Below are 15560 nucleotides of genomic sequence, written 5' to 3'. Positions count from 1 at the left end.
CCCATGGAGAAAACTTCTAAAATATACATCGCAGGTCATACGGGAATGGTTGGGTCTGCCATTTTTAGAAAGTTGAATTTGGAAGGTTACTCTAATCTAATTTTGAGAACCTCTAAGGAACTCGATCTAATAAATCAGCAATCTGTAATTGATTTTTTCGAAGAGGAAAAACCGGAATATGTGTTTTTGGCGGCGGCGAAAGTGGGGGGAATAGAAGCTAATAATACCTATCGGGCGCAGTTTTTATATGAAAATATGATGATCCAGAACAACGTGATCCATCAAAGTTATGTGCACGGGGTTAAAAAATTATTGTTTTTGGCATCTTCGTGTATATACCCAAAACTGGCGCCACAACCCATAAAGGAAGCTTATTTACTCACCGGAGAGCTGGAATTCACCAATGAACCATATTCCATCGCTAAAATTGCCGGGGTAAAAATGTGCGAAAATTACAACCGGCAGTATGCCTGTGATTTTATTTCGGTAATGCCAACCAACCTATACGGCCCAAATGATAATTACGACTTTGAAACCGCGCACGTTTTGCCCGCTTTATTGCGTAAATTCCACGAAGCTAAGGTGGAGGAAGCTAATACAGTTGAAGCCCGCAGTGAGCCTGTCGAACTGTGGGGAACTGGCACTCCAATGCGGGAATTTTTACACGTAGATGATCTGGCCTCAGCCTGTTTTCATTTAATGCAGACTTACCATGGAAATACAAGCCTGAACATTGGGACAGGAAAAGACATTTCGATAAAAGAACTCGCGGAACTTATCAAAGAGCTCGTGGGATATAACGGGGAAATAGTTTGGAATAAAGACAAGTCCGATGGCACGCCACGGAAGCTGCTGGATGTTTCATTAATTCACGGGTTGGGGTGGAAACATAGAATTGAGCTGGAAGATGGGATACGGGAGGTGTATAAGAATAAATTCATAAATCAATATGCCTGAAAAGCCTTTAATATCAATAATAACTGTCAATCTAAATGATCTTGAAGGTCTCAAAAGAACGATGACCAGTGTGTTTGAGCAAACTTTCAAGGAGTTTGAATACATCATTATTGATGGGGGGTCCACTGACGGAAGTAAGGAATATATTGAAAGGCACAGCAATAAAATTGATACCTGGGTAAGCGAAAAGGATTCCGGGATTTACAATGCCATGAATAAAGGGATTAAAGCTGCTTCCGGGGAATATTTGTTGTTTTTGAATAGTGGAGATACTTTTTATAATATGAAAGTGCTTTCGAAAGTAAATGAATATGTTAAGGACGATTGGGACATACTTTTTGGAAACGTACAGCTTTATGGGCATTCAAAGAAGGAATTGAATAAATTAGTAATTTATCCGGAGAAACTAACTTTTAGTTTTTTCTTCAGCAACACTATCATTCATCAGGCAGCTTTTATAAAAAGGGAATTGTTTGATGAAGTTTTTTATTATAATGAAGATTTAAAATTTGTGTCCGATTGGGAATTTTTTTTATGTGCGATATGTAAATTTAATTATTCTTATAAAAAACTTGACTTTACTGTCACCAATTTTAATATGAATGGATTTTCTAGTGATCCGGTTAATAAAAAAAGTCTGAATAAAGAAAGGGAACTTTGCCTAAAAACCCATTTTCCATTAATGTTGGAAGATTATAAAGAATTATTTCAATTAAGATTACAGCTAAATATTCCCAGTGTCAAGGCATCTTTGGAATTAGAGGATTTTATAACCGCAAGGAAAATTAACCGTACAATAGTCCATTTCTTATTAGGGATTTCAAAGTTAAAGAATGGAAAATTTGAATTGTAATGAATAATGGGAAGTCTTGTGTCAATAATAATCCCCACATATAACAGAGCTCATTTTTTAGGAGAAACTCTGGAAGCGGTAATCGCCCAAACCTACCAGAATTGGGAGTGTATTGTGATAGATGATGGTTCTTATGACAATACGGAAGAAATTATTAGTTCATATTCTGATAAAGATCAGCGAATTAAATTTTATCCTCGTCCGGCAACCAGGAAAAAAGGTGCGAGTGCCTGCAGGAATTTCGGTCTGGAAAAATCTAAAGGTGAACTTATTCAGTTCTTAGATTCAGATGATCTACTGGCAAATGATAAGTTGGAAAAACAAGTGAAATTATTCAAGCCGGATGATTTAACTTTATTAACCTGTAAATGGGGCGGATTTGAGGAGAGTTCCAATTTAACCAAACGCTTTAAGTATAAATATAATTCCTATAGAAATTTTAAAAAAGGAGCGAATCTACTCAATTCATTTGGAAATTATAATGAATATTTCCCCTCACATGTCTATTTAACTCCTAAAATCCTTATTGAAAAATCAGGATTATGGAATGAAAGTTTGACCAATAATGATGATGCTGAATTTTTTTCCCGGGTTATTTTAAATGCAACCAAAATAATTTTCTCTCCTGAAGCATCTGCTTATTATAGATATGATAGTGCGGATAAATTAAGTGAACTTAATAGCGAAGAAAAAGTTAAAAGCGCCATTACCAGTTGGAAGTTGATCGAATCTCATTTAAGGGAGAAATATCCTTATGGCAATATTAAATATGTTAGAACTGGAAAACTTATTTTATATAATGCCATTATAAAAGCTTTCCCGGCTATGGTGTCCACAGAAAGGGAATTTTTTGCAGGCAGAAAGGATTATAATACATACTTTTATCAATTTTTAAAGAAATTCAAAGTTAAATAAAAGCGTCAAATTCCCTTATATTTAGATTTTTACTATTTCTTATCATTCAATTTAATAATTTATCTCAGTCATTGAAAAAATCTATTCTCTTTAAAATTTGGAAATTCCCTCAGCTTTCTGAAACTTTTATAGTGAACCAGATAGTTATGGCTATTAAAATGGGTTATGGAGTAAGGATTTTAACAGGGGAACTCACCGATATTTCCGTAAATGCCAACTTTAAACTTTTTGAGGAATATAAACTGAGTGAAAAAATTATTATTGAAGATTATAAAATTCCACAGCAAAAATCAACTCGTATTTTTAATGCAGCCTGGCTTTTGATAAAAAATGTTTCCTTATTGCCACATTTTATAAAGTATTATAAGCAATCGGATAAAAAAGGACTATTACCGCTTTACGAATTCTTTTTTTATAAGGACTTTCGAAAATTTGACACAATTCACATTCAGTTTGGCACAAACAAACACCCGGTGGATATTATGAAAAAAACCGGCTATTTAAAAAGTCGAATAATTGTGAGTTTTCACGGGCACGACCTGTATTTCCCAATAAACAACCGTATTCCTAATAATGGTTATTATGACCGGTTGTTTGAGGCAGCTGATTATTTGGTTGCCAATACAGCTTTTTTAAAGGAAAAATTATTGGCACTTAGCGCCCCGGAAAAGAAAATTGAAATTATTCCGGTTGCTGTAGACACCAGCATTTTTAAGCCTGGTAAACCTGATAATAATAAATCAGGAATTACAAGAATTCTTAGTGTAGGTCGTTTAGAAATATTTAAAGGACATCATTTGGGAATAGAGTGTATATCCAAATTAGTGAAAAGGGGATATGATCTTCAATATTCAATTGTTGGCTCCGGTAGTCAGGATGAAGTGTTAGAACAACTAATTCAAAAATCTGGTCTTACCAATCATATAAAATTGTTAGGAAGCAAATCTCAGTCAGACATTAGTCGATTGCTTCCAACACAGGAAATCTTTTTAATGACTTCCATTACCGATCCCAATTATGGAGTAGAAAGCCAGGGGCTTGTTACCGCTGAAGCACAGGCTTGTGGGCTTCCGGTTGTTGCCTTTGACTCGGGTGGAGTTAGATATACCTTGATAGATGGGGAGACCGGTTTTCTATGTAAGGAAAAAGATCTTGATTGTTTTACAGAGAAAATCGAAATCCTTATAAGTAACGATGTATTAAGGAAAAACATGGGTTTAAATGCAGTTGAGTTTATTGAAAGAAAATATTCAGAAAATTCAGTTTTAGATAAATGGAGAAACATTTACGTTTAAAAGCAGTTCCCTATTTTAGCACTAAATTCACTACAGATGCATTCTGAAAAAATATCCATAGTAATTGCTTGTTACAATGATCATATATTTATTGAACAAGCTATACAATCTGCACTGGATCAAACTTATGAAAATAAGGAAATTATTGTGGTAGATGATGGGTCTAATCAGAAAACGAAAGCAGTTTTAAAAGAACTTGAACCTAAATTAGATTTGTTAATCACTCAGAAAAATAAAGGGGTGAGTGCGGCAAGAAATAAAGGAATTGAAGCAGCTACCGGAAACTATGTTCTAATATTGGATAGTGACGATTTTTTTGAAGCAAGCTTCTGTGAAAAAGCAATGCAAGTTTTTCAAAAGAATTCAGCTTTAAAAATTGTTACTTGCTATGCAAATTGGTTCAGTTCAAATAATGATTCAATCAAATTTAAACCAGACGGCGGGTCTATTAAGGATGCATTAATAAGTAATGTTGCTATGGGTTCATCTATGTTTAGAAAACATGACTGGAAGGTAGTAGGTGGTTATGATGAATGTATGCTAAAGGGATATGAAGATTGGGAGTTTTACATAAGATTATTGAAATCTGGCGGGGAAGCAAAAGTAATTCCGGAAGTTTTATTCAATTACAGAAACAAAAAAAACTCAAGAAATAAAAAAGCAAATTTAGCCAAATACCAGTTGCTTGAATATATCTATATAAAGCATGCAGATGTCTATAAAGAACACTTTAACTTTTTTGTGCAGGATTGGTTAGAATCAAACAGGAAAAGTGAAGCTTTTAAGAAACAGGTTATGGATAGTTTAGATTATAAGATTGGTCATAAATTACTAAAGCCTTTTAGGTTAATGGGATTTTTTAAAATGAAAAATAAATTATAAATGTTGTTCTACATTATATGGAACAGTTCTCATAAGATCATTTAAGTTGAAAAACATTAAAAAGTATATTAAGAAAAGTTTACCAAAACCAATGGTTACTTTATTGCAAAGGCAAAAATTAAAATATTGGTCTAATTATAATCGAAACAACCTTAATAAACTTGCGGAAATCTATTCTTGCGATAAATGGGGAAAACATTTTTATACACCTCATTATACAACACACTTTAAAAGATTCCAAAAGAAAAATATTAATTTGCTTGAAATAGGAATAGGTGGATATGATGATCCAAATATTGGAGGTGCTTCCCTTCGGATGTGGAAAAAATATTTTAGGAAAGGCAATATTTATGGAATTGATATTCATGATAAATCCTTACTTGAGGAAAAAAGAATCAAAACATTTCAAGGTAGCCAAACAGATAGTACATTTTTATATAAGATAGCTGAACATATTGGGAAAATAGATGTTATCATTGATGACGGAAGTCACATAAACGATGATATTATAAAAACCTTTAATCATCTTTTTCCTTTTCTTAATAAAGGTGGAATTTATGTTGTGGAGGATCTTCAAACTTCGTATTGGAATTGGTATGGTGGAAATAGTGAAGACTTAAATGATTCTAAAACGGGGGTGAATTATTTCAAAAATTTAATTCACGGTTTAAATCATAAAGAATTTTTAAAAGAAGGTTATGAACCTAATTACTTTGACAAGCATATAATCTCGATGCATTTTTATCATAATATGGTTTTTATATATAAAGGTGATAATATAGAGGAGTCTAATCATTTAATCAATAATCAAATACCTGGCTACAATTAAGTTTAATTAGATTAAAGGTATACAATATATAAAAATTAAATAGTGAATATTGAAAAGGATAAAATAGCAATTGTAACTACCGTTGGTAATTTTGATTTATATAACCGTACTATTAATTTTTTTCCTACTGGAATAAAAATTTATATGGTAGATGGTACCAAAGGGTTTTATGGAATAAGAAGTTTATTGTTTTTTATTGAGAAATTAAAAAATTCGGGTATTGATTGGTTAATAATGGCTGATGAAGACGTGGTATTCAAAAAACCAGAATATGTATTCGACCTCATATCCTATATGAAAGCAAATAGCTTTACAACTTGTGGGATGCGAGATGGTGGTACCTTGCAATGGAGAGGTGAAAATCCTTATTCTATAAATACCTTTTTCAGTATTTTAAACCTTAAAGAAATTTCTTCCATTTATAACCGGAAGAAGATTCTTGCTAATCAATATATTGATAAAACTGAAAATCTTGGAGCGCTAAATTGTTTAAATTCAGATAATTATAAAACTGAATCCTTATTTGAACCATATTATTGTTTTTATTTTTGGCTTCTTAGGAATAATAAAAAAATATTATACTTAGACGTTAGCAGCCCAAACAAAGATGAAACAACCCTAGTTTTGGATCATGAAGGGAGAGAATTATTGTATCATGCCTGGTATTCCAGATTCTACAATATAGAACATAGACATACAGCTCGTATCAATAAAGTCTTAAAATTTGGGATAAATCCTTCAACAGAAAAGCGCAAACCCATTTTATTGAAAAACCCTTTATTTAATTTTAAATTAATTTTTTATACCTTCTTCCAGAGACTAAAAAGATTTTTTATAAAGAGGAGTAAGAAAAAGTGATTACTTTAGTTTTCAAGCCGTTCTCCCAAATTTAAATAAAATGCGAATGACAGTAATTATCAATTTCCAGATCGATAATAGTTAACTCTAAAACTTTAGCCGCATTAAAATTAATCTGAAACCAAACCTTTTTATAATGATATCATTTCCATATAAAATAAAAATTAAAAAATTTTTGTCGAGAATAAAACTGATAAAAATATATTATTTGATGGGGAAGGGTTTTTTAAATGACCAGCATTTTTTAGAGGTAAAGAAAAAATCTTTTCAGGAGAATTCTAAAAGACCATTTCGAAGTGGTATTATTAATTATTTACTGTCATTGAGTCAAAAACCAACTTTTTATCTTGAAATAGGTGTTCGAAATCCCGATCACAATTTCAATCTTATTAATTCAACACATAAATACAGTGTTGATCCCGGATTAGAATTTGAAGCTAATCCAGTTGATTTTAAAATGACTAGTGATATCTTTTTTAAAAAACTTTCGAATGGCGAAATTTTATCCAATAGCATCAAATTTGATGTAATATTTATCGATGGATTGCACCTTGCAGAACAAGTGGATCGCGATATTATGAATTCTCTGAAGTTTATTAAAGATGACGGATTTATTGTTCTTCATGATTGTAATCCACCAACTGAATGGCATGCTAGAGAGAGCTTTAGATATAGATATACTCCAGCGCAGCATTTATGGAACGGAACAACATGGAAAGCTTTTCTAAAATGGCGTTCCAGCTCTCTTGTTAAATCTTGTTGCATTGATTCTGACTGGGGAGTTGGTATATTATCAAAACAACAACCAATAGGTGAGCCTACAGAATTTATCAATCATTTCTTTGAATATAATTCCTTTAATAAAAACAGGAAAGAAAGTTTAAATTTAATTGATTTTGAAAATTTCAAAAAGCTAAACATTTAGAAAGGGGGTGATTTTTTGTACCGGTTGGTCAGGATATTTAATGTCTTTAAATATTTTCTGCCAAGATTCAAGAAGATTTTATGTAAAACTTGAAAGACAAGGTTAAGAATTTTCTATAATAAATTAGAAGTTTTTCGAAGTGGAAATTTAAAATATAATTTTAAAACGAAATGAATATAAACTCTTTTAAAAAGAGAATAAAAAAAGACATAAAAAAACTTTTATATCATAATTTCAATTGGTACAAAGGGAAATTTTTAGGTATTCATTTGCAAGGTGGACTATGTAATAAATTGCATTGTTTATTTAGCGCCTGCGATATTGCAATTAACGAAAAATCAAGAATTATAGAACCATATTTTGGTTGGGAAAAGCCTATACTTTTTTCAGAAATTTATGACCTCGATTATTTTAATTCTAAAATGAGCGAATTTAATAATGGTAAAAATTTAATAATCTCAAGAGATAAACTTAATACTAAATCTGCAAAATTAAATTCTATTGAAAATGTCGTAGATCTTTGGAAGTATTCCGAAAGAGAACTATTTAAGCAAAGAAATACCTTCAGCATCAATATAAACTCAACAAAATTAAGAGTTTTAAATGCACTAAAATTAAGACCAGAATATCAAAGCATTGTGGACTCATATACTAATGATAAAAGTTTTACTGCTATACAAATTAGAACAGAATCTGATTGGGTTAGACATGCGGGAACTAATAAAGTAAATGGGAATGAGAAAATATTGGTAAGTCTTGATGAAATTTTAAAAATGGTTGCTGACTTTGAGATTGTAGGCGATCTGTTTTTTACATCAGGGCAAAACCATAGTAAGATATCAGAAAATATTAAAAAATTAGATATTCAACCCCATCATTTCTACCAACCAAATTATGAGTATGAAATAAATGCAGCTATAAACTTTGAAATATGTTGTAGGTCTCATTACTTTATTGGTTTATCCAGGAGTAGTTATTCTAATCTAATTTCTTTGAAAAGGGCTGGCCTTTTAAATAATGATAATTCGTTTATATATAATTATCGAGATAAAATTTTAAAAAGGCAGGATATGGGAATTCAATATGTTGCTGAATTAAGTGTAAATAACAAAACAGTAATTAAATAAATGAGAGCAATGAATTCTCTTACCTTGTTTAAATAGTAGAGAAAAAATTATTATATAAATTATAATGAATAAAAGAGGAACTAGTATTTCAATAATTATGGCTACTTACAACCGTAGCCATTTAATTTGGGAAACAATATATTCCATTATAGCACAATCATTTAAAGATTGGGAATGCCTTATTATAGATGATGGAAGCACAGATGGTACAAAGGAAATTCTTCAGCCATATTTACAAAATGATTCCAGGTTAAAATATATTGAGCGCAATAGACATCATAAAAAAGGACTTCCGGGTTGCCGTAATCAAGGCCTGGAATTAGCAAAAGGTGAGTATGTGATTTTTTTTGATGATGACGATATCGTCCATCCTTACTTATTGGAATTATGCTTTAAAGAAATACAATTTACTCAAGTTGATTATTGCAGGTATTTAAGGACCACATTTACCGGCAACTTTCATTATAATTTTGATAATGATCTAAATTTTGATGTTCAGCATTTAAATATAAACCATCTGGATGATATTATAATGAATATTATTCCATTCAACTCGTGTCAGGTTTTATGGAGGAAATCAAATTTTATAAACAATAATTTTAATGAAGAATTGATGTATGCCGAGGAGTGGGAATGTTATTCACGTATTTTATCTACTGGAGCCAGAGGAATTTCTATAGATAAGATTCTTTTTTATGGAAGAAAACATGCTAATTCCAACACTGGAGAATTCAGAAAAAATGATCCAATTCGAAGAGATTCAAAAATAAAGGCAGTAAAATTGATAATAGATAATTTATCTACTAAAAGATTGTTATCACCAACCTTGGTCCAACATTTTATTAGAACGGGATTTATATTAAAAGAAAATTCAATTATCTACCACGCTTTAAAATCCTCTGGGGCCGGCTTCCCTACAAAATTAAAATACAATCTTGGATTTCAATTTTACCCTTTAATTAGGCCGGTTTTAAAATTAAAGGGAAGATTGAAAAGATAATTTAGGAAATTAAAATTTCAATTATTCTTTTTCCTGTTTTGCCATCCCATTTTAATGGAATTTTTCCTTTTTTCCAATTGCCTTTAAATAATTTTTCCATTGCGGGAACAAGTGCAGCTGGATCTGTCCCTAACAATTCATTAGTGCCCAATGTAACTGTTTCGGGCCTTTCAGTGTTATCTCTAAGGGTCATACAGGGAACTCCCATCACCGTAGTTTCTTCCGTTATGCCACCGGAGTCTGTGATCACCACTTTCGATCTTTCTACCATATAATTAAATTCCAAATAACTAAGTGGATCAATTAGATAAAGGTTGCTTGCAATTAATTCGAATTTACTTAATACTTCGGCTGTTCTAGGGTGAACTGGAAATATAATGGGGAGGGCATTTGAGTTTTTTATAATTTCTTTCAAAAATAATTTTAGTTGATCTGCTTTGTCTACATTCCCCGGGCGATGTAGGGTTAGCATTATGTATTCTTTTTCACGAAGTTTTTGATCTAACCATATACGAGGCTGTATAAACGAGGCTTTAAATCTTAATAAGGTATCAATCATAGTATTTCCTACAAAAAAAACCTGCTGCTTGGATTTTCCACTTTTAATCAAAAGTAGGGATGCTTCCTTGGTAGTGGTGAAAAAGTAATCGGAAATACTATCAATTAAAACCCGGTTAATCTCTTCCGGCATAGACCAATCACTAGAGCGAAGGCCGGCCTCAACGTGTGCCACCTTTACCTGCATTTTTTTTGCTGTTACAGCACATGCCATACTGGAGGTGACATCGCCAACGACCAGACAAACATCAGGTTTGTTTTTCTTCAGTACTTTTTCGTAGGCTATCATTATTGCCGCAGTTTGTTCCGCCTGGCTACCGCTTCCTATTCCAAGGTGAATATCAGGATTGGGCAATTCCAATTGTTTGAAAAAACTCCCACTCAAGGCTTCGTCATAATGCTGTCCTGTATGAATTAAACGGAAATCTATTTTCGATGATGATTGTTGGATCGAATGAATTAGGGAAGCTATTTTTACGAAGTTGGGCCTTGCGCCGGCAATTAGATCGATTTTCATAATTTGTATTAATTTGTAATCTGTAAAAACAAATCTAATGGAAATTATAGTATTTGGGTTTTACCAGGTTACTTATATTTGTTTGAGGTCTTGCTTAACAAATTTGATTAATTGTTATTTAATGCTTCCTTAAAATTAAATTCATAGTTTTACAACAAACAAATAAAACCTCTGAGTTTGTCTACCCAAAAGAAAATTTTAGTTGTTGCAGAATCCATCGATGTAGAGGACAGCAGTGGCACCAAAGGGCGAGTTGCTTTAATAAGAAATTTACATAAAAGTGGTTTTGAGGTAAGGGTGTACCACTACACGCGAAAGGAAATTCAGTTAAAGGGAATAGCCTGTGTTGCCATAAAAGAAAAAAGATGGAGTGCTCTATTTTTCCTAAGTCGGCTGGAAAGATATATGAGGGTTTATTTTAAAATATCCCTGAGTAAACCCCTTGAAAAAGTATTTGGATTTTCATTTACACTTTTTAACGATAGGAATAGTATAATTGCCGCTTTGGAAAAAATTGAGGATTTTAATCCTGATTTAGTATTAACTCTAAGTAAAGGAGGAAGTTTTCGACCGCATCACGCCCTACTTAAAATGCCTAACCTTCATAAGAAATGGATTGCTTATATACATGATCCTTACCCTATGCACCTCTATCCGAGACCATATAATTGGGTAGAAGCCGGATATCATAAAAAATGGAGGTTCATGAAGAATGTCTCAGAAAAGGCTGCTTTTACAGCATTTCCAAGTAAATTATTAATGGAATGGATGGGAAGCTATTTTAAGGGTTATATAGAAAAGGGTATGGTGATTCCCCATCAAATTAGTTCAGATGAAATCCCTAAATCTACAATCCCGGATTATTTTGATTCGGAGAAATTCAGTATTCTTCATGCCGGAAATTTGCTTTGGGGACGGGATCCCGAAGGTTTAATACAAGGATTTATTCAATTTTTAAAATTGAATCCTGAAGCCGAAAAGGATAGCCAACTTCTGTTTCTAGGTGGGCAAAATCATTATTCTTCAATTCTTTCTGAATGGAAAAACAAAATACCACAATTTTATGTAAGTGAAGATTATGTTCCTTTTAGCCAGGTGCAGACACTGCAGAAGCGATGTGCTGTTAATGTAATTTTAGAAGCAAAATCAGAGATAAGTCCTTTTTTACCAGGAAAGTTTCCGCATTGTGTTATGGCAGATAAACCAATTTTATTATTAGGGCCTTATTACAGTGAATCCAGAAGATTGTTGGGAGAGGATTATTCGTATTGGGCTGAAATAGATAAAGCAGATCTGATTTCAGGAATTTTAAAAGATTTATATTCCCAATGGAAAAAGGATCCATTGAAGTTAAAACTAAACAGACCGGATTTGGAAGAGTATCTTTCTGTAAATTACCTATCGAACCTTATTTATAAAACTTTATAATAATAATGAGAATACTAATTGTTTCAGTTTTTTCTAATCATCTATTCAATTGGGTTCTTCAACTCAAAGAATCTGGACATGAATTGTATTGGTTTGATGTGAATGATGCCACTACATACGTAAAAAAGATAGATTTTATTCATCAAACGGTTAATTGGAAAAGAAAATTTGATTATCCCGGAAGGCATTGGATAAAAAATAATTCACCATTAATTTATGGAATTATAGAAAAATTTAATCAAAACAAATTTTTAGATGTTTTTCAACAAAAAATTGATGAGATTCAGCCGGATGTAGTGCAAAGTTTTGAGATGCATTCTGCTTGTGTTCCCATTTTGGAAATAATGAGAAAAAACCAGGGTATAAAATGGATTTATTCAGCCTGGGGGAATGACCTTTTTTATTATCAAAATGAACCAGATAAGTTAAAAGGAATGAAAGCCGTCTTTAATCGTTTGGATTATATGTTTGCCGACTGTACACGGGACTATCTGATAGCTAAAAAATATGGTTTTATTGGGGATTATTTAGGAACTTATCCTACCGGAGGAGGATATGATTTGAATGTTTCAGATTCAAAAGTCAAAGAGTTTGATGAAAGAAATATCATTTTAGTCAAAGGTTATCAACATAAATTTGGGAGAAGCCTTAATATTTTAGAGGCTCTTTTGGAAATTAAAGAAGAAATTAAAGATTTAAAGATTGTAGTATTTGCAGCAAAAAAGGAAGTTATAAACTTTATGAACCAGTCAAAGTGGGTAAATCCAGATAATGTGGAGGTTAGAGGGCAAATTGGACGTTTTGAAGTTTTAGATTTAATGGGACAATCATTAATTTCTATAGGCAATAGTACGTCGGACGGAACACCAAATACACTATTGGAAGCCATAATAATGGGATCCTTTCCAATTCAGTCTAACCCGGGTGGTGCCACCGCAGAAATTATTGAGCATGGTAAAAATGGTTTTCTAATAGAAAATCCGGAAGATATTACAGAGATAGCATTATTGATTAAACGAGCAATTCAAGATTTTGAATTATTAAGATCGGGAATTGCCTATAATACTGCAAATGTTAAACCTATGTTGGAAAGAAATTATGTTAAAGATCAGGTTTTAAAAAAATACCAACTGGTAGAGCAAAACCTATAAATTCTGATTAGATGAAAATACTAATGGTATCTATGTTTTCTAATCATTTTTTTAATTGGACGGAGCAATTAAAAGGATCTGGATATGACATTTATTGGTTAGATGTGTTCGATTCTAATACTTATGTGAATAAAATTAATTTTGTACATCAAATTATCGGATGGAGAAATAAGCTGGATTATCCAGGCAGATATTGGATTAAAAATCACTTGCCTGGATTAAACAGGATTATAAATAGATTTAATCAAAGAAAGCTTGAGGAAATGGTAGATAGAAAGATTCAGGAAATTAGGCCAGATGTTGTTCAGAGCTTTGTTCTTTTTTCTGCAGCTTATCCCATTATTCCAGTCATGGAGAAATATCCAGAGATAAAATGGATCTATTCAGCATGGGGGAATGATCTTTACTATATGCAACAAATACCTGAAGAGCTGAATAAAATTAAGGATAGTTTACCTTTATTCGATTATATGTTTGCAGATTGTAAAAGAGATCGGGAATTGGGAGCAGAACTCGGCTTTAAGGGGAAGTATTTGGGGACATTTCCTGGCGGAGGAGGTTATGAGAGTGCAAAATGGAAAGATTCTATGATAGCCTTCGAAGATCGAAAAATAATCTTAATAAAAGGTTATGAAGGAATGCTTGGAAGAGCAAGTTATGTAATTGAGGCAATTAGTAAAATGCAAGATTCTCTCAAATCATATGAAATTATAATTTTTGGTTGTAGTACAGAGTTAAAACCTCATTTAGAAGAAAAGGGAATTATAAGATGGGATAATGTAAAAGTTTTGGAACAGATTTCACATACAGAAGTTATGAAAGCAATGGGTTCTGCTTTTTTATATATAGGCAATTGTATTTCTGATGGTATGCCAAATACCCTATTGGAAGCCATTGTTATGGGAGCTTTTCCAATCCAGTCTAATCCGGGTGGTGCATCAGCAGAAATAATTGATCATGGAGTTAATGGTTTTCTGATTGATAATCCCGAAAATAGTCAGGAGATCCAGTCACTTATCCAAAGAGCTTTGAGGGATTGTCTTTTTATGAAAAGCGCTACAGCCTATAATTTTGAGCATATCCTCCCTAAGTTAGAAAGGGAGTATATTACAGGTCAGGTTCTTGCTAAGTATTGCCAGGTGGAATTAGAATTAGATAAATAAAGTGTTAAGTATTATATACCCATATCGCAATAGGGATTTAAACCATGTTCAAAATTCCTTAGAATCGTTAAGAGCGCAAATTAGCAAGGAGTTTGAGGTTTACTTTGTGGATTATGGTTCCGATCTGGAGATTTCTAAAATGATTAAAAATTTATGCAAAAAATATTCTTTTATAAATTACAAATATTATTCAGTTCAAGACCAACCCTGGAATAAGAGTAGGGCACTAAACTCTGTAATAAAAAATTTAAGTAAAGGATTTTGTTTTGTTGCTGATGTTGATATGATCTTCGATCCTAATTTCATTAAAAAAGCGGTTCAACTACAGGAACCTAATAAAAGTGTTTATTTTCAGGTGGGCTTTTTAAGCCCCCAGGATATAGCTAAGGATGGAAAATTTAAAGAATTTCAGACATACAGGAAGAGCTCTAATGAGGCCACAGGTTTAAGTATGTTTCCGGTAGAAGTACTACATGATTTAAGAGGTTTTGATGAATTCTACCATTTCTGGGGTGCTGAGGATACCGATATTCATGAACGCATCAAAAATGCTGGTTACCAATTGGAATTTTATTCCGAGGAGATATTGATGTTACATCAATGGCATCCATCATATAGGAGTAAAGAAAGTTCAGAATTAACTTCTGAATTGCAGTTAGGTGGAATAGTGGCACTCAATCATCAGCATTTGAAATCTGTGATAAACAATAAAACAACAATGGTTAATCCCAATCATTGGGGGGAGATAATGTCGGATACCCAATTTGAGGAGCTTCAACAAGCTGAGGTTGATCTTGAATTAACAAATGAAAAAAACGTTATTGATGATTTGTTATATGGCCAATTACCTTCAATTAGTAACAGAGTTATTAAAATTAGAATAAACCAATCTTTAGCGCAAAAATCCTATAGATATAAGACAAAAAAGTTACTTAATAAGAAAGTATCAGTTTATTATAGCTTTAAGGAAGTAAATGATTCGCTATTGTTGCAACTTATCTCTTTTTACAGGGATCATCCATACTACTATAAAGTAATTGATTCAGGGAAAATTATTGAATTGGCAATAAAATTTTAAATGAAAAAGTTAATTATTTTTTTA

The 15560-nt window shown here is 32.2% G+C and carries 15 protein-coding genes; 14 read left to right on the top strand and 1 reads right to left on the bottom strand.

Annotated features, from left to right (window positions below; translation table 11 throughout):
- The first annotated feature begins 3 nt into the window (after nucleotides 1–3).
- From ACKGJN_RS07075 to ACKGJN_RS07030, 10 genes are all read left to right on the top strand, one after another.
- The gene (locus ACKGJN_RS07075) at nucleotides 4–957 is read left to right on the top strand and encodes a GDP-L-fucose synthase family protein (RefSeq protein WP_409538755.1); all 954 of its coding nucleotides are present in this window, start codon (nucleotides 4–6) and stop codon (nucleotides 955–957) included.
- Nucleotides 950–1810, top strand: a complete 861-nt coding sequence (locus ACKGJN_RS07070; RefSeq protein ID WP_409538754.1) for a glycosyltransferase family 2 protein — start codon at nucleotides 950–952, stop codon at nucleotides 1808–1810. The genes ACKGJN_RS07075 and ACKGJN_RS07070 overlap by 8 nt, the downstream gene beginning before the upstream one ends.
- Before the next feature lie 18 nt (nucleotides 1811–1828).
- Complete coding sequence (locus tag ACKGJN_RS07065) at nucleotides 1829–2725, top strand: glycosyltransferase family 2 protein (protein WP_409538753.1); 897 nt, start codon at nucleotides 1829–1831, stop codon at nucleotides 2723–2725.
- Between the two features lie 131 nt (nucleotides 2726–2856).
- A complete protein-coding gene (locus tag ACKGJN_RS07060; RefSeq protein WP_409538752.1) occupies nucleotides 2857–4020 on the top strand; it encodes a glycosyltransferase family 4 protein in 1164 nt (387 codons plus the stop codon).
- 36 nt (nucleotides 4021–4056) lie between these two features.
- Nucleotides 4057–4902, top strand: coding sequence for a glycosyltransferase family 2 protein (locus ACKGJN_RS07055; RefSeq protein WP_409538751.1), 846 nt, complete (start codon nucleotides 4057–4059; stop codon nucleotides 4900–4902).
- Between the two features lie 46 nt (nucleotides 4903–4948).
- The gene (locus tag ACKGJN_RS07050; RefSeq protein WP_409538750.1) at nucleotides 4949–5731 is read left to right on the top strand and encodes a class I SAM-dependent methyltransferase; all 783 of its coding nucleotides are present in this window, start codon (nucleotides 4949–4951) and stop codon (nucleotides 5729–5731) included.
- A gap of 42 nt (nucleotides 5732–5773) precedes the next feature.
- The gene (locus tag ACKGJN_RS07045) at nucleotides 5774–6589 is read left to right on the top strand and encodes a hypothetical protein (protein WP_409538749.1); all 816 of its coding nucleotides are present in this window, start codon (nucleotides 5774–5776) and stop codon (nucleotides 6587–6589) included.
- Between the two features lie 136 nt (nucleotides 6590–6725).
- Nucleotides 6726–7514 carry a class I SAM-dependent methyltransferase gene (locus tag ACKGJN_RS07040; RefSeq protein WP_409538748.1) on the top strand — a complete coding sequence of 263 codons (789 nt, stop codon included), beginning with the start codon at nucleotides 6726–6728 and terminating at the stop codon, nucleotides 7512–7514.
- Nucleotides 7515–7684: 170 nt separating this feature from the next.
- Nucleotides 7685–8641, top strand: a complete 957-nt coding sequence (locus tag ACKGJN_RS07035) for an O-fucosyltransferase family protein (RefSeq protein WP_409538747.1) — start codon at nucleotides 7685–7687, stop codon at nucleotides 8639–8641.
- 64 nt (nucleotides 8642–8705) lie between these two features.
- The gene (locus tag ACKGJN_RS07030; protein ID WP_409538746.1) at nucleotides 8706–9641 is read left to right on the top strand and encodes a glycosyltransferase family 2 protein; all 936 of its coding nucleotides are present in this window, start codon (nucleotides 8706–8708) and stop codon (nucleotides 9639–9641) included.
- 1 nt (nucleotide 9642) lies between these two features.
- On the opposite strand, the gene wecB is transcribed toward ACKGJN_RS07030, so the two are convergent.
- A complete protein-coding gene (gene wecB / locus ACKGJN_RS07025) occupies nucleotides 9643–10716 on the bottom strand; it encodes a non-hydrolyzing UDP-N-acetylglucosamine 2-epimerase (protein ID WP_409538745.1) in 1074 nt (357 codons plus the stop codon).
- Between the two features lie 177 nt (nucleotides 10717–10893).
- Between wecB and ACKGJN_RS07020 the strand changes: the two genes are divergently transcribed.
- Genes ACKGJN_RS07020 through ACKGJN_RS07005 form a run of 4 tightly spaced genes read left to right on the top strand, consistent with a single transcriptional unit; the run spans nucleotide 10894 to nucleotide 15536 of the window.
- Nucleotides 10894–12144: a glycosyltransferase family protein gene (locus ACKGJN_RS07020; protein WP_409538743.1), complete on the top strand. Its 1251-nt coding sequence runs from the start codon at nucleotides 10894–10896 to the stop codon at nucleotides 12142–12144.
- A gap of 5 nt (nucleotides 12145–12149) precedes the next feature.
- Nucleotides 12150–13295, top strand: a complete 1146-nt coding sequence (locus ACKGJN_RS07015; RefSeq protein ID WP_409538742.1) for a glycosyltransferase — start codon at nucleotides 12150–12152, stop codon at nucleotides 13293–13295.
- Nucleotides 13296–13306: 11 nt separating this feature from the next.
- The gene (locus tag ACKGJN_RS07010) at nucleotides 13307–14458 is read left to right on the top strand and encodes a glycosyltransferase (protein ID WP_409538741.1); all 1152 of its coding nucleotides are present in this window, start codon (nucleotides 13307–13309) and stop codon (nucleotides 14456–14458) included.
- Nucleotide 14459: 1 nt separating this feature from the next.
- Nucleotides 14460–15536, top strand: a complete 1077-nt coding sequence (locus ACKGJN_RS07005) for a glycosyltransferase family 2 protein (RefSeq protein ID WP_409538740.1) — start codon at nucleotides 14460–14462, stop codon at nucleotides 15534–15536.
- Nucleotides 15537–15560 lie beyond the last annotated feature (24 nt).

Source organism: Gillisia xinjiangensis (assembly GCF_046298265.1).
Classification (GTDB): domain Bacteria; phylum Bacteroidota; class Bacteroidia; order Flavobacteriales; family Flavobacteriaceae; genus Gillisia; species Gillisia xinjiangensis.
The sequence above is the reverse complement of the archived record's forward strand: the minus strand, read 5'-3'. Positions and strand labels throughout refer to the sequence as shown.

Excerpts from the sequence above, each read along its gene's own strand:
- ACKGJN_RS07075 (WP_409538755.1), top strand. The coding sequence starts at position 4 with ATGGAGAAAACTTCTAAAATATACATCGCAGGTCATACGGGAATGGTT.
- ACKGJN_RS07070 (WP_409538754.1), top strand. The coding sequence starts at position 950 with ATGCCTGAAAAGCCTTTAATATCAATAATAACTGTCAATCTAAATGAT.
- ACKGJN_RS07055 (WP_409538751.1), top strand. The coding sequence starts at position 4,057 with ATGCATTCTGAAAAAATATCCATAGTAATTGCTTGTTACAATGATCAT.
- ACKGJN_RS07040 (WP_409538748.1), top strand. The coding sequence starts at position 6,726 with ATGATATCATTTCCATATAAAATAAAAATTAAAAAATTTTTGTCGAGA.
- ACKGJN_RS07035 (WP_409538747.1), top strand. The coding sequence starts at position 7,685 with ATGAATATAAACTCTTTTAAAAAGAGAATAAAAAAAGACATAAAAAAA.
- ACKGJN_RS07030 (WP_409538746.1), top strand. The coding sequence starts at position 8,706 with ATGAATAAAAGAGGAACTAGTATTTCAATAATTATGGCTACTTACAAC.
- wecB (WP_409538745.1), bottom strand. The coding sequence starts at position 10,716 with ATGAAAATCGATCTAATTGCCGGCGCAAGGCCCAACTTCGTAAAAATA.
- ACKGJN_RS07015 (WP_409538742.1), top strand. The coding sequence starts at position 12,150 with ATGAGAATACTAATTGTTTCAGTTTTTTCTAATCATCTATTCAATTGG.
- ACKGJN_RS07010 (WP_409538741.1), top strand. The coding sequence starts at position 13,307 with ATGAAAATACTAATGGTATCTATGTTTTCTAATCATTTTTTTAATTGG.